This is a genomic window from Pseudomonas trutticola BRTCR10, from assembly GCF_056155105.1.
In genome coordinates, this window is record NZ_CM149552.1 from 1,323,347 (window position 1) to 1,343,055 (window position 19,709).

The 19,709-nt window shown below is 59.2% G+C and carries 15 protein-coding genes; 9 read left to right on the forward strand and 6 right to left on the reverse strand.

The window, feature by feature from the left end:
- Nucleotides 1-85 precede the first annotated feature (85 nt).
- From ACVVH8_RS05695 to ACVVH8_RS05705, 3 genes are read right to left on the reverse strand one after another with little or no spacing between them, the layout of a single operon-like run.
- Nucleotides 86-3,811, reverse strand: a complete 3,726-nt coding sequence (locus ACVVH8_RS05695; protein WP_475228955.1) for a toxin VasX — start codon at nucleotides 3,809-3,811, stop codon at nucleotides 86-88.
- Nucleotides 3,808-4,503 (reverse strand): DUF4123 domain-containing protein, encoded by a 696-nt coding sequence (locus ACVVH8_RS05700; RefSeq protein WP_475228958.1) that lies wholly within the window; start codon nucleotides 4,501-4,503, stop codon nucleotides 3,808-3,810. Before ACVVH8_RS05700 ends, ACVVH8_RS05695 begins: the two co-directional genes overlap by 4 nt.
- Nucleotides 4,500-6,566: a type VI secretion system Vgr family protein gene (locus ACVVH8_RS05705; protein WP_475228960.1), complete on the reverse strand. Its 2,067-nt coding sequence runs from the start codon at nucleotides 6,564-6,566 to the stop codon at nucleotides 4,500-4,502. The genes ACVVH8_RS05700 and ACVVH8_RS05705 overlap by 4 nt, the downstream gene beginning before the upstream one ends.
- A gap of 251 nt (nucleotides 6,567-6,817) precedes the next feature.
- Between ACVVH8_RS05705 and prfB the strand changes: the two genes are divergently transcribed.
- The 7 genes from prfB (at nucleotide 6,818) to ACVVH8_RS05740 (ending at nucleotide 13,751) form a co-directional block, all read left to right on the forward strand.
- Nucleotides 6,818-7,913, forward strand: a protein-coding gene (gene prfB / locus ACVVH8_RS05710; RefSeq protein WP_098967418.1) for a peptide chain release factor 2 whose coding sequence is annotated in 2 segments (ribosomal slippage) — nucleotides 6,818-6,889 and nucleotides 6,891-7,913 — 1,095 coding nt in all. Because the reading frame shifts where the segments join, the coding sequence is not laid out codon by codon here.
- Between the two features lie 111 nt (nucleotides 7,914-8,024).
- On the forward strand, nucleotides 8,025-9,527 hold the full coding sequence (lysS, locus tag ACVVH8_RS05715; protein ID WP_213027675.1) for a lysine--tRNA ligase: 1,503 nt from the start codon (nucleotides 8,025-8,027) through the stop codon (nucleotides 9,525-9,527).
- A 105-nt stretch (nucleotides 9,528-9,632) separates the two neighbouring features.
- A complete protein-coding gene (locus tag ACVVH8_RS05720) occupies nucleotides 9,633-10,346 on the forward strand; it encodes a TetR/AcrR family transcriptional regulator (protein ID WP_103303071.1) in 714 nt (237 codons plus the stop codon).
- A 155-nt stretch (nucleotides 10,347-10,501) separates the two neighbouring features.
- A complete protein-coding gene (locus tag ACVVH8_RS05725) occupies nucleotides 10,502-11,056 on the forward strand; it encodes a hypothetical protein (protein ID WP_103303070.1) in 555 nt (184 codons plus the stop codon).
- A gap of 32 nt (nucleotides 11,057-11,088) precedes the next feature.
- Nucleotides 11,089-12,366 (forward strand): flavohemoglobin expression-modulating QEGLA motif protein, encoded by a 1,278-nt coding sequence (locus ACVVH8_RS05730; protein ID WP_103303069.1) that lies wholly within the window; start codon nucleotides 11,089-11,091, stop codon nucleotides 12,364-12,366.
- A 153-nt stretch (nucleotides 12,367-12,519) separates the two neighbouring features.
- A complete protein-coding gene (locus tag ACVVH8_RS05735) occupies nucleotides 12,520-13,425 on the forward strand; it encodes an alpha/beta hydrolase (protein WP_475228962.1) in 906 nt (301 codons plus the stop codon).
- On the forward strand, nucleotides 13,422-13,751 hold the full coding sequence (locus ACVVH8_RS05740) for a hypothetical protein (protein WP_475228965.1): 330 nt from the start codon (nucleotides 13,422-13,424) through the stop codon (nucleotides 13,749-13,751). Before ACVVH8_RS05735 ends, ACVVH8_RS05740 begins: the two co-directional genes overlap by 4 nt.
- 175 nt (nucleotides 13,752-13,926) lie before the next feature.
- Here the strand turns inward: ACVVH8_RS05740 and lptF are convergent, their stop codons facing one another.
- The 3 genes from lptF to ACVVH8_RS05755 all read right to left on the reverse strand — a co-directional run bounded on the left by lptF (nucleotide 13,927) and on the right by ACVVH8_RS05755 (nucleotide 15,886).
- Nucleotides 13,927-14,715 (reverse strand): lipotoxin F family OmpA-related lipoprotein LptF, encoded by a 789-nt coding sequence (lptF, locus tag ACVVH8_RS05745; RefSeq protein ID WP_016983302.1) that lies wholly within the window; start codon nucleotides 14,713-14,715, stop codon nucleotides 13,927-13,929.
- A gap of 55 nt (nucleotides 14,716-14,770) precedes the next feature.
- A complete protein-coding gene (locus tag ACVVH8_RS05750; protein WP_103303066.1) occupies nucleotides 14,771-15,175 on the reverse strand; it encodes a DUF4398 domain-containing protein in 405 nt (134 codons plus the stop codon).
- Between the two features lie 366 nt (nucleotides 15,176-15,541).
- A complete protein-coding gene (locus tag ACVVH8_RS05755; protein ID WP_103303065.1) occupies nucleotides 15,542-15,886 on the reverse strand; it encodes a pilin assembly protein in 345 nt (114 codons plus the stop codon).
- A 215-nt stretch (nucleotides 15,887-16,101) separates the two neighbouring features.
- On the opposite strand from ACVVH8_RS05755, the gene ppc reads away from it, so the two are divergent.
- Nucleotides 16,102-18,732, forward strand: a complete 2,631-nt coding sequence (ppc, locus tag ACVVH8_RS05760) for a phosphoenolpyruvate carboxylase (RefSeq protein ID WP_475228967.1) — start codon at nucleotides 16,102-16,104, stop codon at nucleotides 18,730-18,732.
- 301 nt (nucleotides 18,733-19,033) lie between these two features.
- Nucleotides 19,034-19,681 carry an adenylate kinase gene (adk, locus tag ACVVH8_RS05765; protein ID WP_103303063.1) on the forward strand — a complete coding sequence of 216 codons (648 nt, stop codon included), beginning with the start codon at nucleotides 19,034-19,036 and terminating at the stop codon, nucleotides 19,679-19,681.
- Nucleotides 19,682-19,709: the final 28 nt, after the last annotated feature.

Here is a 19,709-nt window from a genome sequence, read left to right on the forward strand (position 1 = left end):
ATAATCCACGACCGTTCAGTTGATCGCTCTTGCTGAGGCATCTCGTTAGCCCCGTAGGCCGTCTGGGCGTACCACGATTTATCGATCATTGATTACTATTCCGTGATTTATGTGTTACTTCGTCTGCCCAGTAAAGCGCATTCTCACTACCGAAATTAGGTCTGTTATGAGCTTCATAAAATGGCGTGCCATCTTTCGGTGGCGGAGCGGGAAAGTGCCAAAGTTGGTCTTTGTGTTGTAGTGCACACTGCGCTCTTACTTGCCACTGTCGTGAGGTGCCAGATGATCCTGTTACCAAATCGAAGGCGTAATTAGGTGGGGTTTCGAAGAATAGTTCCACTCCCTGCGGTAGCAGTCTTTGTGCTTTGGGTTGGATAAGTTGGCTGTCGAGCAGTTTCGTGAACGGCACAGTTTCACTTTTGATGCGGCCGCCTTTGACTTCAAATGTGTTGAGTCGGCAGTAAGCGTTGATGTTGAGCGTGCCTAAGTTTGAAATCAAACCCGGCAAGTTACTTTCAATGCGAATGCAGGTGTTGGATGAGGTGACTTGAAACGGCGTTTTAGCGTGAATGTCCAGTTTGGCATTGGGGACGAATTCGAAGTTGGAGCCCACGTTGATGCGGATGTCGGCGAACAAACTGATCAGGTAGTAAAAACCCCTTTGTGGAGCTAATAGATGCGCATTACTTGAATGAACGTGAGTGCCGAATGGGCCATTAACCAGCCATTCTTCGATGGGCCTGTCGGCCAGCCACCAAGCAATTCCGGCGCCTATTACGATTAATATCAGCGCCGCCCAACCAGTCGGGCCAAGACCAAGAAAAGTGGTTGTGGAGACAATCAGGCCACTCAGTGCGCTGAGAGAACCTCCTACCGCCATCGTCAGATAGCCCCACATCGCGTCGTCTCCCCACTGCCGGGCGTACCAAGTGTCGTAAAAATTAATAAAAGCGAACACAGTTCCGCTTGTAACTTGCGCTATCAGGCGCACGGTTAGTTTTCTGACGAAAAGCTTTTCGAATCGGCGGAAGATTAATTTCGCGAGGTCATCTGAAATAGTAAAAATAATATTGCGACCAGCAGCCAAAACCGATTGGGTACCGGCAAGTTTTACCGTCAGCATTTCCAGCGCAATAACTAGATCTACACCCGCTCCGAATCCAGATAAAAGTATTCGGAATACTCCCTTCTCCCGTCTCACCTGCTCCGCCGCCGCCCACTCCGTCCTGACATTCCAAACCTCCAGCATCAAAACCCCAGCCGCAAAAGGCAACGAGCCCAACACGCGATGTACCCTGCTGTTCCGCAACGCCCCATGCTCATCCACCCCCCGCTGCAACGCGCCTTTCACTCTCGCGTCATCCGCCCCCCGCGCCTCCACATCCTCTTTTTGCACGGCATTAATCCGCTGATTCAGTTCACTCAGACTCCGCACCGTCGAATGCCCCACCGGCATCACCAATAATTTGTAATGAGCCATGCGAGAAGCGCTCGGCGTCTCGAACACGTCCGCAGCGTTCCCCGCCTTCAACGGTCGTCCCTGAGCATCCAGGTATTCCCCCATCACCCGCCGTGGTCGCTGATCTCCGGCCGGCACGTCGGACAAGCCGAAGAGGTAATACCGCTGCGGATCAGCGTCGCGGCGATTGATGAAATGCATTTCGCCAAAGGTCTTGGGCATCAAACTGCGCAGCAACCCCACGCCAAGTCCGTGCAGGTAGGCGCTGGTGGGGGCGTGTACGATCTGGGTTTTCATCGCGCCGCTGGCGGTTTCAACGGCGCCCGCGAGATTTTCATAAATGCTGACCAGCGTGCTGGCCGCCGCTTTCGATTGGCCAGTCAGTGTGCTGTTCAGGCTGCCGCTGGCCAGTAATCCTTCCAGCAAGTGCCCGTCGAGGTGTTCGAGCTGCGGGTAGTAAGGCCCCGGGTCGGTCTCGAATTCGGCGAGGTGTTCGGCGCGTAAACGGCCATCGCCCTCGTTAAGCGTTTTCTCTGTGGGTGGCACATAAGGCGCCGCCAGCGCGGCTTCATCAACGGCCGGCCAAAGCATCCCGTGCAGTGGGTGCGCCGGGTCGTGTGCGATGTCGTTGAGCAATGTCTGGCCGATACTGGCCTGCGGGCTGTAGAGGCTCAGTCCGGTCAGCGCGTTGGTGACATCGCCATTTTTAGCCAGCGGATCGAGTTGTGCCGGCACGGTCGCCAGGCTGGCGAACACCTGGCTGACGGCAAACAACGCGGCGAGGTAGTCAAAGCCCTCCAGGCTCAAATGATCGGCCAGGGTTTGCTGGGTGACCGGTTGTTGCAGGCACTCGGCGAGCAGCGCCTGCGCCCTGTTCAGTTGCTGCCAGAGCAGCGCGCGTTCTGCGGTGGCGGTGAAGCGGTTGATGTCGCGGCGGCCGGCCTCTTTCACCTTGTCGAAGCAGGCGTGCAACGGATTTTTCTGGCCACCGATGCTCGCTGGCACGATCAGTTGCTGAACCATGACCGCGCTGGCGTGGTGCGGGTGCAGACTGGCGCGCTCGGCATACCGCGCCAGCAGTTGCTGTTGTTGCTGGATCTGCGAAACCAGATGCCGCACGCGGTAGCGCGGGTCTTCCAGCAGCACGCCGCACACGCGTCGTTGCCGAGCCGTTTGCAGCACGTCGACGACAGAAGGCTGGGGCTGCCAGAGATCCGTTTCATCGGCGCTCGGCGGGTTACCGCGCAATTGATCCAGCAACGTGGTGAGGCAATCGGCCCACGCGCTGCTTTCGAACGTTTCAGGCAGCGTAGGTGTGGCGCCTTGCTCCCACTGATCAAGACAGGCCTGGGCCTCGGTTTTACGCTGCGCCGTGAATTGCCCCGAGAGGTCGCAAACGTAGCGGCCCGGATGCTCAAAAACGTATTCGAAACCGCTTTGGCGTGCCCGTTGCGGGGCGATCAGCGCGACGGGAAAGGCCCGCTCGGCCAGGTTGCGCCAAGTAATGCTGGCTTTCGTCGCCGCATCGGACGCTTGTGCATTCCACGCGTCGAAGCGACTGAAAGTCTCTAGCATCGCCGCACCATCGGGTTTCTGCTCGAATAGCCGTTCAAACGTCTGGCTCTCGCACTGCAGCGTTGGGCTCTGACACCGCAGAGCGCGCAACGCAGGATCTTCCTCAAGCCGCTTGATGCGCGCCGCGCTGAGCTGGATTTCGCTGAAACACATTTGCACGGCTTCGGCGGGTTGATTGTTCCAGGTCGTGGGCAGCCAGATCTCGCTGAGATCGACACCACTGGCTTGTCGGTAATCGCTGCTGAATTCCTGGCTCTGGCGATAGGCCTGTAGGTCGATATCGCGGTAAGTCGTGAGTTCGCCGTCTTGCTGCACTTCCAGTTCGCGCCAGAGACGATCACGGTAAAACACATAGACGTAACCACTGCGACACAGCACCGGCGTGCCGAGGTCGTAGTGGCTACGAGTGCCGGGCAGGGCGGAGAACGGCAGGATCGGCACGATCTGATTGCACTGCACTTCCAGTTGGCGCGGAGTGACACGCAAGTCTTCCAGCAACGGCAGGCGAATGGGCGGGCCTTGGCGAGTAGCAATTTCCAGCCACAACTGATGCTTGAGCTGTGCCGACCAGTCCCACACAAACAATTCGCTGTGAACGCTGGTCAAGCGGTCTGTTTCGCGTACGGCTTCATCGGTCAGGGCCAGAAGAGGTTCGACGCCGGATTGATCGACGATCAGCAGGCGCTGGTTATTGCCATGTGCCGTGCCAATTACTTGAACAATCAGCTTGTCGCGTTCGCAGCCGGGGCCTCCGGTCAACTTCCCCAGGCGCGTCATGACTGGGCCTGCGTGCAATGGGCGCTCAGGAAGGCGCTGATCGCGTCGCTGTCGTCGATGCCCTGAGTCAGGGCTTGCGCCATCAACTGCGCCGCCTGTACATAGGAGTGCTGTGGATGTTGCCGCCACCAGCGATAGAGAAACTGTTCATTGCGCTGGCGCGTCAGGGCCTCTTCCTGGGCGGCGCTCAGCACCATGGCCCGGTGTGTGCGTTCGATGTGCCAGTCGTTGGCGTGGAGGTTGTTCAGTTGCTGCCAGCCAGACTCGCCTGTCGCTTGAGTGGCCCATGTCGCACCGAACCAACGCAGTTCGTTGATCGGACCGAGCCACAGGCTGAGGTCTTGCGCGGTACACGCGGCAAAAAAATAACTGGCGACGGTCGGGTTGCTGTAGCGCAGCACGCCTTTGCGTTGCTGGTCGAAGTTGACGAACAGGATCTGCCGCAAATGCGCGAGAACCGAGGACATGTCACACGCACTTTCAATCAGCAGCCCGGGCCATTGCGCCGGGGTCTGCTCGATGGCCTGAGTGAGTATTGACTGGTTGTCGAGACGGACCAGCAGTGGGCTGTGTTCGGCGAAACCGTTGAGTGAAGTGCCGGCGAACAGCTTCTGGGTGTCGGGATGTGTCGTCAGGCGATAGAGCGTTTCGAGTTGCGCAGCAGGGCGCTCGAGCAAAATCCAGGTATTCATGAGCGAGCTCCATTGCCCAAGGCTTTGCGGCATTGACAGTCGCTCAGCGGGCAGTCCATCGGCGTACCGCCGTTGGGCATCTGGCACAGTTCAATCAACGCTTCGTCGCCGAGCAGTTGCTTGAGGAGTGCGGTTGAAACCGTATCGGGGAGAGGTGGTTCGCTCGCGTCGAGCGCCACCGGTGCGGCCGCCATCAGCGGCATTGGTGCCCCTCCTTGCTCAATCGGCACGCTGCTGAAAATGCCTGTCGCATTGATCGTGATCCAGCCGCCACCGGCCTGAATCGTGACGCTGGTGCCGCCGTCGATAACGATGCGCTGGTCGGCGCTGACGTGGACTTGCTGTTGAGCGCTCAACCGATGGTTGGTGGTGCGAATATGCCGGTCGCCATGCACCGTCAGGTGGTCGTCTTGTCTGATTTCCGTCTGTCGGTTGCCGTGGGTGATGTGTTGTTCTTCTGCGTGCAGTTCATGCCGGGCATTGCCGCCGACTACGACGCTGCACTGGTTGTCGACTTGCACCCGCTGGTCGTTCAGCACGTGTTGGACGAAATCGCGTTGGGCGCGGATGGAAATTTCCTCGGCCCCCTTGCGATCTTCCACGCGCAGTTCGTTGAAGCCTCCGCCACCAGGGCTGCTTTGGGTCTTGAAGGTGCTGCGAGTGTGTTCGGCGGGAAGGTCGAGCGCAGGGCGATTGGTGCCATTGGGCAGGCAGCCGACGATCAACGGGTTATCCGGGTCGCCCTGATAAAAACTGACGAGCACTTCCATACCGACGCGGGGGATCAGCACGCTGCCATAACGGTCGTGAGCCCAGCCGCTGGCAACGCGCACCCAGCAACTGGAATGATCGTTGTGGTCGCCATCGCGGTCCCACGGGAACTGAACACGGACACGGCCATATTCGTCGCAGTGGATTTCTTCGCCGGGCGGGCCGCAGACCACGGCGCTTTGGTAGCCAGTGATGGTTTTTTTGCGGTGCACGAGCGAGGGTCGGAAAGGGGTATCCCATGGGGTCGCGAGAAAGGTGTTGCGGTAGCCTTGGGAAAAGCCGTCGCTCGGGATGCTGGTAACCGACTCTTCAAGCACTTGCGGTTGTTTCGCGGTGTGGATGACTTCGGTCAGCAACCACAGGTCGTTCCATTCCTGGCGTGGGTGGCCGGTCAAGGACAGGAAGTGGCCACTGAGCAACATGGGCTGGTCGCTGCGTCCGGTGGCTTGCCGATAATCGCTGCGGTGCCGTTCAAGTGCTCGTCGGGCGCGCTGCTTGCCGTGTTCGCGGTCGGTGAATTGACCGGGAAAGCCGTAGTCTTCGAGTCGCAACGGCGAAGGATCTTTCGCAGTGCTCTCCAGTTGCAGCAAAGGCTTTTCAAAGTCGTAGTCGCGACGGGTCACGGCAGTGGGGCGGGTGTTGAACGAGAGGGTGAACGCGTTGATCACTTGCTCATCAGCGACCATCCCGCTGTCCTGAAGGTAGCTGGTGGGGCGGTGCAGCCTGGGGAAGACGGTCTGATCATCGCCGAACACCAGCACATGCCCCGCGCGGCTGTGCTCGAAGTGGTAGTGCAGGCCCTCTTCTTCGCACAGTCGCTGCAGGAAATGCAGGCAACTCTCGTCGTACTGGACGCAATAGTCTCGTGGGCGGTAGTCCGTACCGAGGGCAAATCGATAGCCATTGCGCAGGATGCCGTGGCTTTCCAGAACCTGGGCGATGATCTGCGGCACGCTGAGTTTCTGGAATATTTTCTGCTCGAAACGGTGGCCCAGCCAGGCAAGGCCGGGCATCAGGCTGATCTGGTATTGAGTCAGGCGTTTGCCGGAGTCGCCCTGGCCGACGCTGTAGATCTGGCCATGAATGCCGCTGCCGTGACGGTCAAAACCGAGAAAGGCCAGACGATGCAGAAGGCTTTCCAGGTCGAGGTCGGGGCGTTCACTGACCAGTGTCAGATCAAAGCGAAAGGGCTGGCTGATAGCTTCCTTGCCAGTGAACTCAAGGACCTGCAGGTCGTGTTCGAACCCCTCGATGTCCAAGAAGAAAGAGGCTGGGTTGGCAGGGCTGAACATCACACGTCCCTTGTGCTGATTTAGAAGGGCGGGACTGTGAATGAGTGAAAGTGCGTTGAATGCCGGGCAATTCTGTTTCTGTTGTAGGACTAGTCCTTTGCCGTGTGGGATTTTTCTGGAGAAAGTGCCTTGTGTTTGCGCCTGTAAACGCGCAATCAAGGCGTATTCAGTCCGCCAGACGGGCTGCCGTCCCAGCCTGATTACGTTATACTCGCCGGCTTTCAAAAGTTCGCCAACGAGTGCTGCCCGTCATGGAAATCAATCCGATCCTGAACACCATCAAGGACCTGTCCGAGCGCTCCGAAACTATTCGGGGGTATCTTTGACTACGATCAAAAGCATGAGCGTCTGACTGAAGTCAATCGCGAGCTTGAAGATCCGAGTGTCTGGAACAAACCTGAATACGCCCAGGAACTGGGCCGTGAGCGCTCGGCGCTGGCGCAAATCGTCGATACCCTCGACGAACTGAACGCCGGTCTGGCCGATTGCCGCGACTTGCTGGACATGGCCGTCGAAGAAAACGACGAAGGCGCAGTGGGCGATGTCGTCGCCGAACTGGCCCGTCTCGAGGAAAACCTCGCCAAGCTCGAATTCCGCCGCATGTTCAGCCATGAAATGGACCCGAACAACGCCTACCTGGACATCCAGGCCGGTTCCGGTGGCACCGAGGCCCAGGACTGGGCCAACATCCTGCTGCGCATGTACCTGCGCTGGGCTGACAAACGCGGTTTCGACGCGACCATCATGGAACTGTCGGCCGGTGAAGTCGCCGGTATCAAAGGCGCGACCGTGCACATCAAGGGCGAATACGCCTTTGGCTGGTTGCGCACCGAGATCGGCGTGCACCGTCTGGTGCGCAAGAGTCCGTTCGACTCCGGCAACCGTCGCCACACCTCGTTCTCCGCGGTTTTCGTCTCGCCAGAGATCGACGACAAAGTGGAAATCGAAATCAACCCGGCAGACCTGCGGATCGACACCTATCGTTCCTCCGGTGCCGGTGGTCAGCACGTAAACACCACCGACTCGGCCGTACGTATCACCCACGTACCGACCAACACCGTGGTCAGCTGCCAGAACGAACGTTCCCAGCACGCCAACAAAGACACCGCCATGAAAATGCTGCGGGCCAAGTTGTACGAGCAGGAGATGCAGAAACGCAACGCGGCGTCCCAGGCGCTGGAAGACACCAAGTCCGACATCGGCTGGGGTCACCAGATCCGCTCGTACGTGCTTGATGCCTCGCGCATCAAGGACCTGCGCACCAACATCGAACGCAGCGACTGCGACAAGGTGCTTGATGGCGACATCGATGAGTACCTGGAAGCCAGCCTGAAATCGGGGCTGTAAGAAATAAGCTGCAGGATCGCTGATTCAACACGATCCCTGTAGGAGTGGGCCTGCCCGCGATCCCCAGCCGCAGGCTGGGGGCAACGAACCTGTGATGGAAAATTTAAAGACATGAGCGACCAACAACTCGATCCGCAAGCCCTGCAACAGGAAGAAAACTCCCTGATCGCCCTGCGCAAGGAAAAGCTTGCTGCCGAGCGCGCCAAAGGCAATGCCTTCCCGAACGACTTCCGCCGCGAAAACTACTGCGAAGAACTGCAGAAGAAGTACGCGGACAAGACCAAGGAAGAGCTGGCAGAGGCTGCAATCCCGGTCAAGGTTGCCGGTCGCATCATGCTCAACCGTGGCTCGTTCATGGTGATTCAGGACATGACCGGCCGCATTCAGGTCTACGTCAACCGTAAAACCCTGTCCGAAGAAACCCTGGCCGCGGTGAAAACCTGGGACATGGGCGACATCATTGCTGCTGTCGGCACCCTGGCCCGTTCCGGCAAAGGCGACCTGTACGTTGAAATGACCGAAGTGCGCCTGCTGACCAAGTCGCTGCGCCCACTGCCGGACAAGCACCACGGCCTGACCGACACCGAACAGCGCTATCGTCAGCGTTACGTTGACCTGATCGTCAACGAAGACGTGCGTCAGACATTCCGCGTGCGTTCGCAAGTGATCGCGCACATCCGCAGCTTCCTGATGAAGCGCGACTTCCTCGAAGTCGAAACGCCGATGCTGCAGACCATTCCTGGCGGCGCCGCAGCCAAACCGTTCGAAACCCACCACAACGCGCTGGACATGGAAATGTTCCTGCGTATCGCGCCTGAACTTTACCTCAAGCGTCTGGTGGTTGGCGGCTTTGAAAAGGTTTTCGAGATCAACCGCAACTTCCGTAACGAAGGCGTTTCGACTCGTCACAACCCTGAATTCACCATGTTGGAGTTCTACCAGGCTTACGCCGACTACGAAGACAACATGGACCTGACCGAAGAACTGTTCCGCGAGCTGGCGCAGCTGGTTCTGGGCAGCACCGACGTGCCGTACGGCGACAAGGTGTTCCACTTCGGCGAGCCGTTCGTGCGCCTGTCGGTGTTCGACTCGATCCTCAAGTACAACCCTGAGCTGACCGCAGACGACCTGAACGACATCGACAAGGCGCGCGCCATCGCCAAGAAGGCCGGCGCCAAGGTGCTGGGCTTCGAAGGTCTGGGCAAGCTGCAAGTGATGATTTTCGAAGAACTGGTCGAGCATAAACTCGAGCAGCCGCACTTCATCACTCAGTACCCGTTCGAAGTGTCGCCACTGGCCCGTCGCAACGATGACAACCCGAACGTCACCGACCGTTTCGAGCTGTTCATCGGCGGCCGTGAGATCGCCAACGCCTATTCCGAGTTGAACGACGCGGAAGACCAGGCCGAGCGCTTCATGGCGCAGGTGGCGGACAAGGACGCCGGCGACGACGAAGCCATGCACTACGACGCCGACTTCGTGCGCGCGCTGGAGTACGGCATGCCGCCAACTGCCGGTGAAGGTATCGGCATCGACCGTCTGGTGATGTTGCTGACCAACTCGCCGTCGATCCGCGATGTGATCCTGTTCCCGCACATGCGACCGCAAGCGTAAACGTTTCAGTTAAAAAGCCGCCTAAAACAGGCGGCTTTTTATTGCCTGTCTGGTACAAATGTATCAATTGGTTACTTTTGAAATAGCAGAGGAAGTCCTGTCGTGATGGTTGCAATCGCTCAAGAAGGTGCAGCGGGTATCGCCACTGCGGTCGCTGAAAGTGTTCAGTACCAGGGCCGCAAGGCCAGCCGACAGGGCAGCGAACAGCGTCGCCAGGATATTCTCGATGCGGCGATGCGCATCGTCGTGCGTGATGGTGTGCGCGCCGTGCGTCACCGCGCCGTGGCCGCCGAGGCCGGTGTGCCGCTGTCGGCGACCACGTACTACTTCAAGGACATCGATGACCTGCTCACCGATACCTTCGCTCAATACGTCGAACGCAGTGCGGCTTACATGGCCAAGCTGTGGATCAACAACGAAGGTCTGTTGCGTGAAATGGTGGTCAGCGGTGACGGCAGCCCCGAGTCGCGCTCGCAACTGGCGGACGATATTGCGCGGCTGATGGCCGATTACGTGCATCGGCAACTGGTCAATCGTCGCGAGCATCTGATGGCTGAACAGGCCTTCCGTCAGGAAGCGCTGCTCAACCCGCGTCTGGCGATTCTGGTGCGTTCCCATCAGCAGATTCTGTTGCAGGGCACCTGCCAGTTGTTTCAGGTATTGGGCTCGCGTGAACCGCAGCAGGATGCCAAGGTGTTGACGGCGATTATCGGGCGGATGGAATATCAGGGCCTGCTCAACGATGCCGAGCCTTTGGACGAACAAGACATGCTCGGCATTCTGACGCGGTATATGCACCTCGTACTCGCGTCAGTCTGATTGGCTGCTGCATCACCCTGTGGGAGCGAGCCTGCTCGCGAAAGCGGTGTGTCAGGCAACACAGATGTTGAATGTCAGACCGTATTCGCGAGCAGGCTCGCTCCCACAGGGGACTGTAGTGATGTTCAGGGTGGTACGTTCATAGGGAGTTTTGAATGAAAGCCTGGCGTGGCGTGCTGATCGCCTTGTCGTTCCTGCTGCTCAGTGGCTGTCTGGTGACTTTCAGGGAGCCTCTGCCCGCCAGTGATCCGGCGCCCAAGGGCCTGCTCGGCAAGTGGTCGAGCATCAATGCCTGGGGCGAGCCGATGAACCTTGAACTGACCCGCGTCGGTAACGATCGCTATCAGGCCGTCACGTACTTCAAGGCCAAACCCCGCGAACGCGAAGCCTATCCGTTCACCGTGTCGCGCCATGGCAGCCGTTGGTATCTGTCAGCGAAAGTGCCGGCCCGCTACGGTGGCCATTACACCATCGCCGGGTTCGAACTCACCGACAAGCACGAACTGGTGGTGTACAACCTCGATCTCGAACAGATCAATCAAGCGATTCAGCAAAAAGCCCTCGACGGTCGGTCCTTCCAGACCGACGATGGCGACGGCGTGGAGGTCGACAGCAGCCTCGACAAGGTCTTCGCTTACCTCGATGATCCGGCTAATTCCGATGTTTTTGTTGAAGCGGCGCGCTATCAGCGCCAGGCTCGCGCCAAATAATTCACAGGTCAGGTTTTCTACAGGAGTTTCGGGTGGACGATTACCAGCAGTCGATACGCATATTGTCTGATCGCATCGTGCTGGCGCAGACGCCGATCCGCGTCCTCGATGCCGTCAAGTGGGACGAGAACATCCGCAAGGGCTTTCTCAAGGGCAAGGGCAAGGAAATGCCGGCGGTGGATCGCGACTACTACCTCAATCGGCCGCTGTCGTTCGATTCAAGCAAGGTCAAACTGGAATTCCAGAACATCGAGCGCGACATCACCCGCCAACTCGGCCAGTTCAACCCGGTCGGCCAGATCATGCGGCGCATGTGCAAGGAATACCGCATGGTGGTGCGCATGCTCGAAGCGCGCGGCACCGAGGATTTCGGCCTGATCTCGCAAGAGCTGTACGGCGCCGCGTCCGATGCGTTTCACGCCGGTGATCCGACCCTGGCCGACCTCGGCCTGATGATGTCCGACTATCTGAACAACATCGATGGCCGTGGCGATCTGAAGGACGAGCCGAAAATCCTCACCGCCAAAGATGCCGTGCATCTGTTGCAAACCCGCCTGAACAAGGTGTTCGGCGAGGCCGAGGAAACCATCCGCGTGTTCGAGTCCGACGGCATTGTTGCCGACGCGGCGGCGGGCGCCGACTACATCAAGATCCGCACCGATGCGCTGTTCAACGACCGCGATGTGCGCGCGCTGGAGGTCCACGAAGGCCTGGTCCACGTCGGCACCACGCTCAATGGTCTGAACCAGCCGATCTGCACCTTCCTGTCCAAGGGCCCGCCCTCGTCGACGGTGACTCAGGAAGGCTTGGCGATTCTGATGGAAATCATCACCTTCGCCTCCTACCCGAGCCGCTTGCGCAAACTGACCAACCGTACCCGCGCCATCCACATGGTCGAGGAGGGCGCGGACTTCTTGCAGGTGTTCGAGTTCTTCCGCGAACAGGGCTTCGAAATGGCGGAAAGCTACGGCAACGCCAGTCGGGTTTTCCGTGGATCGACGCCGACCGGTCTGCCATTCACCAAAGACTTGTCCTACCTCAAGGGCTTCATCATGGTTTACAACTACATTCAGTTGGCCGTGCGTAAGGGCAAGCTTGAGCAGATCCCGCTGTTGTTCTGCGGCAAGACCACGCTGGAAGACATGCGTACCCTGCGTCAGTTGGTCGATGAGGGGCTTGTTGTGCCGCCGAAGTATCTGCCGGACCAGTTCCGCGACTTGAACGCGTTGTCGGCGTGGATGTGTTTCTCCAACTTCCTCAACCATTTGAGCCTGGACCGGATCGAAGCGGATTACTCCAACATCCTCTAGACCACACACAAACCCCCTGTAGGAGTGAGCCTGCTCGCGATAGCAATTGAGCATTCAACATTGATGTTGTCTGATTCACCGCTATCGCGAGCAGGCTCACTCCTACAGTTTTTGACTGTATTCCAACCCGAATCTTTTGCGAGGTTTCACCGGATGAGAATCCTCGGCATCTTTTGCCTGCTCCTGACCCTCGGCGGTTGCAGTTCGCTGTTGTTCTACCCCGAGCCCGGGCAGATCTTCACCCCGGAAAAAGCCAAACTCGAATACCGCACCGTTACCCTGACAACGGCGGACGGTTTGAAACTCAACGCCTGGTGGCTACCGGCCAAACCGGGTGTGGAAGTCAAAGGCACGGTCCTTCACCTGCACGGCAACGGCGGCAATTTGCCGATGCACTTGGGTGGCAGTTGGTGGTTGCCGAAAAACGGCTATCAAGTGTTGCTGGTGGACTATCGCGGTTATGGCTTGTCCGAGGGCGAGCCGAGCCTGCCGGCGATTTATCAGGACATCGACGCCGCGTTCGCCTGGCTCGACAAGGCCCCGGAGGTCAAAGGCAAGCCGTTGATCCTGCTCGGCCAAAGCCTTGGCGGCGCGATGGCCGTGCATTGGCTGGTGCAGCATCCTGAGCGGCAGAAACAACTCAAAGCCTTGGTCCTCGACGGCGTGCCCGCCAGTTACCGCAGCGTCGGCCAATATGCCCTCAGTACCTCGTGGCTGACCTGGCCGTTTCAGGTTCCGCTGTCGTGGCTGGTGCCGGATGGCGACAGTGCGATCAACTCGATGCCGCAGCTCAATGGCGTGCCCAAACTGATCTTCCACAGCATCGATGATCCACTGGTGCCGCTTTCCAATGGCATCCGCTTGTATCAAGCTGCGCCGCCGCCGCGTGTCCTGCAGTTGACCCGTGGTGGTCATGTGCAGACCTTCGGCGATCCGGTGTGGCGCCAGGTGATGGTGCGTTACCTCGACGATCCCGAACATTTCAACGGCCTGCGCCGCCTCGGCGAAATTCCGAATTACCCGCAACCCCCGAATTCTGAAGATGAGAGTCCGCAATGAGTGAAGAACGTAACGCCATCCCGCTGATCATCACCGGTATTTGCAGCATCCTCGGCACCGTTGGCGCCTTGTGGTACTACGGCTACCTGCACTTCGCCAAACCCGAGGATGCGCTGCTGCTCAACGAGTTCACCATGCTCAAGACCGTTCCTGGCGAAGACTACAAAGTCTCGCTGGTCCCGGCGCCGCAAGTGGCGCAGTGCATCGATGGCGTGCTGGTGTTGTTCGATACCGAGCAGAAAGGTCTGACCGGTGTACTGATCAATGCGCAGAAAAAAGCCGTGCGCTGCATGGGCGAAGAGACCCCGCAAAAACTCGAGCAGTAACCCGATCAAACTGTGGGAGCGAGCCTGCTCGCGAATACGGGTTCACCGTCAGCATGGATGTTGACTGACATACCGATTTCGCGAGCAGGCTCGCTCCCATAAGGGAATTGGGATCGTGCATGAAAAAGCCCCGCCTGACTGAGTCAGGCGGGGCTTTTGCGTAACTGCCTACAGCTTAGTTCGAGCTGACAGCCGAACGTGGCATCACAGGCTGGTTGTCGTTGGAAATGGTCACTTCCACACGACGATTCATCGCACGACCCGAAGCGCTGCCATTCTCGGCAACCGGATATTCCTTGCCGTAGCCTTGAGTGACGATACGCGCTGGATCAACACCCATTTTCACCAGCGCAGTGCGCACGGAGTTGGCGCGACGCTCGGACAGCGACTGGTTGTGGCTGGCGGTACCGGTGCTGTCGGTGTAACCCTCGACGATCACTTTGCGATCAGGGTTTTCCTGGAGGAATTGCGCCAGTTTGTTGATGTTCACCAGACCGCTGGATTTCAGGTCGGCACGGTCGGTGGCGAACAGTACGTCACCGAAAGTCACCAGCGTACCGCGATCGGTCTGCTTGGCGTTGAGGCTGTCCTGCAGCTGTTTGATCTGCTGATCACGAGCGTCCAGACGGGCCTGGGCACGTTGGGCAGCGGCGTTCTTCAGGTTGTTTTCAGCGGTGCGCAGAGCGATGGTCTGCTTGGCCACTTCCACACGCTGGTTCGTCAGGTAGGCCAGTTGGTCAACCTTGGCGGCGTCTTGCTTGTCCAGATAAGCCTTGTCGGCCTTGTCCAGATAATCGCTGGCGTCTTTGGTTTCCAGAGCGGCTACTTTGCTCGCTTGCGGGTTGGCTTGCAGGCCGGCGTAGTTGGTGCGTGCCTGTTCCAGATTCGGGTTAGGCGGGGTGGAGCAGGCAGCCAGGGCAACGCTTGCAGCCAGGAGAGCGGGGATCATCAGTTGCTTACGCATAATTTGTCGTCCTTTCTATCAATAAAAGTTTCAGCTTTGCGGTCGGGATGCGCGCTTACTGCACTGGGCGCTGACTTTCCTGACGCAGTTCCTGAACACCTTTCTGGGAATCCTTCACAGCCAGTTCGGCCTTGGCGGCTTGAGCCTTGCGTTCGGCTACACGAGCGTCCCACTCGGCCTGTTCGGACAGGCGACGGGCCTCGTCATACTTCTTGTCGTGCATGGCGATTTCGGCTTGTTTCAATTTGTCCTGCGCTTGCTTCATCTCGACTGCGGCGAACTCGGTACCACCGGCGCTGACCGCGCTGTTGACCGCCGATTGGGTCACAGCGTACTGCTCGGTTGGTGGGTTACCGGCGCAACCGGCCAGTACGAAGCTGGTGCCGATTGCCAGGGCCGCCAGTTTCAGACCGCGCAGGTGGGTAAACGAGGTTTGGTTTTTCATGGTCTTCAACTCCATTAGGCATCTCCTGAAAACATCTAAATCCATCCTGGTCGAGGAGCCGAAAGCGTCGTGTGAAAGCGCGTTTTTGAAACGCTCGTTCCAGGAGTGGTTACAGCTTCCGACCGGAGGCGATTTTCAAAAGTTCAGAAAAGATGGCCTATCGCCAAAAAAAACTTTGACCGAATGGACAAGGCTCTAAAGCGGGAACTTTGACGGTTTGGAGTGGTACGCGCGGGGGAATACGACGTAGTGCTAAAAGAAAAATTAAGCCCCTGTGGGAGCTGGCTTGCCAGCGATGGGGCCACCGTATTCAACGCATCTTTGACTGAAGTGGCGCTATCGCGGGCAAGCCCGCTCCCACAGGTTTAACGCAATTTCGGATCAGTGTTTCTGTTTGCCGTCTGCGGCCGAGAGGTCATGTAAATGTCGGCGCGACAACGCCAGAAACCGCGGCGTCGGCCCGACGTCTTCATACAGCGGATCACCTTCCTCATCCGTCGCCACCACGGTCGACCCCTTCACATACGGCAGGCTCGCTTCGAACTCTTCAAGCGCGGCGCCAATCAGTTCGCCGAGCAGCTCTTCGGGGTGGCGTTTGGGGTACATCTCGGCAATCGCCGCCAGGCGCGCAGCCGCTTCGACATCCAGATGAATCGTGTAGCCAGTGTCGGTCAGGCGACCCTTGGCGTTTTCTTCCCAATGCTGGGCGAGTTCACGAATTTTCATAAAAACCTCATGTCGCGCCTGCGGGTGGCAGGCCTTGGTGAGTGTCCGGCCGGGGCCGGCGGCAAGCCGTTGTGCGGCTTACTGTTGAGACTAGCTTTCGGTGACAAGGTTTAAAGACCCTTCGTCGGCCGGCTTGTAAGAAGCGGCGCAGAGCGGCACTCTCTAGGCCATGCACTCGTTTCTAGGCCGCCCGGATTACCGCTGGAGAACTGCTGATGACCGATATTGATGCACGCTTGCGCGAAGATGTTCACCTGCTCGGAGAGCTGCTGGGCAACACCATTCGAGACCAGTACGGCGAGGACTTTCTCGACAAGATCGAGCAGATTCGCAAGGGCGCCAAGGCCGATCGCCGGGGCTCGATGGACGCCGAACTGAGCGCCAGCCTCAATCAATTGAGCGAAGACGAATTGCTCCCGGTGGCGCGGGCGTTTAACCAGTTTTTGAATCTGGCGAACATCGCCGAGCAGTATCAATTGATCCATCGTCGCGAAGAGTCGCAGCCGGCGCCGTTCGAATCCCGTGTCCTGCCGGAATTGCTTGCGCGCTTGCGCAACGAAGGCCACACCGCCGAGTCGTTGGCCCGGCAACTGGCGCGACTGGAAATCGAGCTGGTGCTGACCGCGCACCCGACCGAAGTGGCGCGCCGCACGCTGATCCAGAAGTACGACGCGATCGCCGCGCAACTTGCCGCACAGGATCATCGCGACCTGACCACGGCCGAACGCGAGCAGATCCAGAACACCTTGCAACGGCTGATCGCCGAAGCCTGGCACACCGAAGAAATTCGCCGCACGCGACCGACTCCGGTAGATGAAGCCAAGTGGGGTTTTGCGGTGATCGAGCATTCGCTGTGGCAGGCGATTCCCAACCACATGCGCAAGGCCGACCAAGCGCTGCATGCCGCGACCGGCCTGCGTTTGCCATTGGAGGCCGCACCGATTCGCTTTGCCTCGTGGATGGGCGGCGACCGTGACGGCAACCCCAATGTCACTGCTGCCGTGACTCGCGAAGTGCTGCTGCTGGCGCGCTGGATGGCCGCCGATTTGTACCTTCGCGATGTCGATCACCTCGCCGCCGAACTGTCGATGCAACAGGCCAGCGATGCGCTGAAAGCCAAGGCTGGCGACAGTGCCGAGCCGTATCGCGCAGTCCTCAAGCAATTGCGTGAACGCCTGCGTGCCACGCGTAACTGGGCGCATGCTTCATTGACGGCGACAACGCCGGCGCCTGCCGATGTATTGCACAACAATCGCGATCTGCTCGATCCGCTGGAACTGTGCTTCAACTCGCTGCACGAGTGCGGCATGGGCGTGATCGCCGACGGGCCGCTGCTCGATTGTCTGCGCCGGGCGGTGACGTTCGGCTTGTTCCTGGTGCGTCTCGATGTGCGCCAGGACTCATCGCGGCACAGCGCGGCGATGACGGAAATCACCGATTATCTGGGCCTCGGTCGTTACGAAGACTGGGACGAAGACGCCCGCATTGCCTTCCTGAGTCGAGAGTTGGCCAATCGTCGCCCATTGCTGCCAGCGCATTTCAAACCCTCCGCCGACACGGCGGAAGTGCTCAACACCTGCAAGGAAATCGCCGCCGCACCGGGTGCCTCGCTGGGTTCCTACGTGATCTCCATGGCCGGCGCGGCTTCCGATGTGCTGGCCGTGCAGCTGCTGCTCAAAGAGGCCGGTGTACTGCGGCCGATGCGCGTGGTGCCGCTGTTCGAAACTCTCGCCGACCTCGATAACGCCGGCCCGGTGATCGAGCGGCTGTTGCTGTTGCCGGGTTACCGCGCGCGGCTGCAAGGCCCGCAGGAAGTGATGATCGGTTATTCCGACTCGGCCAAGGACGCCGGCACGACCGCAGCGGCATGGGCGCAATACCGCGCGCAGGAACGGCTGGTGGAAATCTGCCGCGAGCAGCAAGTCGAGCTGCTGTTGTTCCACGGTCGCGGTGGCACTGTGGGGCGTGGCGGTGGTCCGGCCCACGCGGCGATCCTGTCGCAGCCACCGGGTTCGGTGGCAGGACGGTTCCGCACCACCGAGCAAGGGGAAATGATTCGATTCAAATTCGGCCTGCCGGACATCGCCGAGCAAAACCTCAATCTTTACCTCGCGGCGGTGCTTGAAGCGACGTTGCTGCCACCACCGCCGCCTACGCCCGAGTGGCGTCATCTGATGGACGAATTGGCCGCCGACGGCGTCAGCGCTTATCGTCAGGTGGTGCGGGAAAATCCGCAGTTCGTCGAGTATTTCCGCCAGTCCACACCGGAGCAGGAGCTGGGTCGTTTACCGCTCGGCAGTCGTCCCGCCAAGCGGCGTGCCGGCGGCATCGAGAGCCTGCGGGCGATTCCGTGGATTTTCGGCTGGACGCAAACGCGCCTGATGCTGCCCGCCTGGCTCGGCTGGGAAACCGCGTTGAGCAAGGCACTGGCGCGCGGGGAGGGCGAACTGCTCGGGCAGATGCGCGAACAGTGGCCGTTTTTCCGCACGCGCATCGACATGCTGGAAATGGTGCTGGCCAAGGCTGACGCCGATATTGCGCTGTCTTATGACCAACGTCTGGTCGAGCCGGCGTTGCTGCCGTTGGGCGCGCACTTACGCGACCTATTGTCGCAGGCGTGCACGGTGGTGCTTGGCCTGACCGGTCAGTCGCAACTGCTGGCACATAGCCCCGATACCTTGGAATTCATCCGTCTGCGCAACACCTACCTCGACCCGCTTCATCTATTGCAGGCCGAGTTGCTGGCTCGTTCGCGGCAGCAGAATGTCGAGCAGGGCAGCCCCGTGGAACAGGCGCTGCTGGTGTCTGTGGCGGGGATTGCCGCCGGTTTGCGAAATACCGGCTAAGGTTTTTGCTGTGGCGTGCGGCACCCGCAGTCAACCTCGGGTGCCGCTTCGCGTTGAGGGGGAATGTGCCGCAAGGCGACAGTTAATGATGGGGTTGCGACTTGGGTCACCTTGTCGCGGGGGCTCGGCAGGCGTCGGTTTCTCCGACTTTTGGCGTCTTGTGTGGGCGCAGCCTGCTGTGTATCTTGATCAGCCTTTGGCCGTTTGTGCGGCCACGACCCGTATTTTTCAGGATTCGTCCCAAGCGGCGAGTCCTTTGTTTTGTAAAAGCTTTTTATAAAAAAATTGAGGAGCACATCTAATGCGCGTCATTCTGCTGGGAGCTCCCGGGGCCGGTAAAGGTACTCAGGCTAAGTTCATCACCGAAAAATTCGGCATTCCGCAAATCTCCACCGGTGACATGCTGCGTGCAGCGGTCAAGGCCGGTACTCCGCTGGGCGTTCAAGCCAAGAGCATCATGGATGCCGGCGGCCTGGTGTCGGATGACCTGATCATCGCACTGGTCCAGGATCGTATCGCCCAGCCAGACTGCGCCAACGGTTTCCTGTTCGACGGCTTCCCGCGCACCATTCCGCAGGCTGAAGCACTGGTCACTGCCGGTGTCGAGCTGGACGCTGTGGTCGAAATCGCCGTTGAAGACGAAGAAATCGTTCAGCGTATCGCCGGTCGTCGGGTGCACGAGGCCAGCGGCCGCGTTTACCACATCGTCTACAACCCGCCGAAAATCGCTGGCAAAGACGACATCACCGGCGATGAGCTGGTACAGCGCAAGGACGACACGGAAGAAACCGTGCGTCATCGCCTGTCGGTCTACCACTCGCAGACCAAGCCGCTGGTGGATTTCTACCAGAAGCTGTCGGCTGCCAACGGCAAGCCGAAGTACAGCCACATTCCTGGCGTCGGTTCGGTAGAAGCGATCACCGCCAAGGTGCTTGAAGCGCTGAGCTGAAAAAGCTGATCGGCTGCATCATCCACGG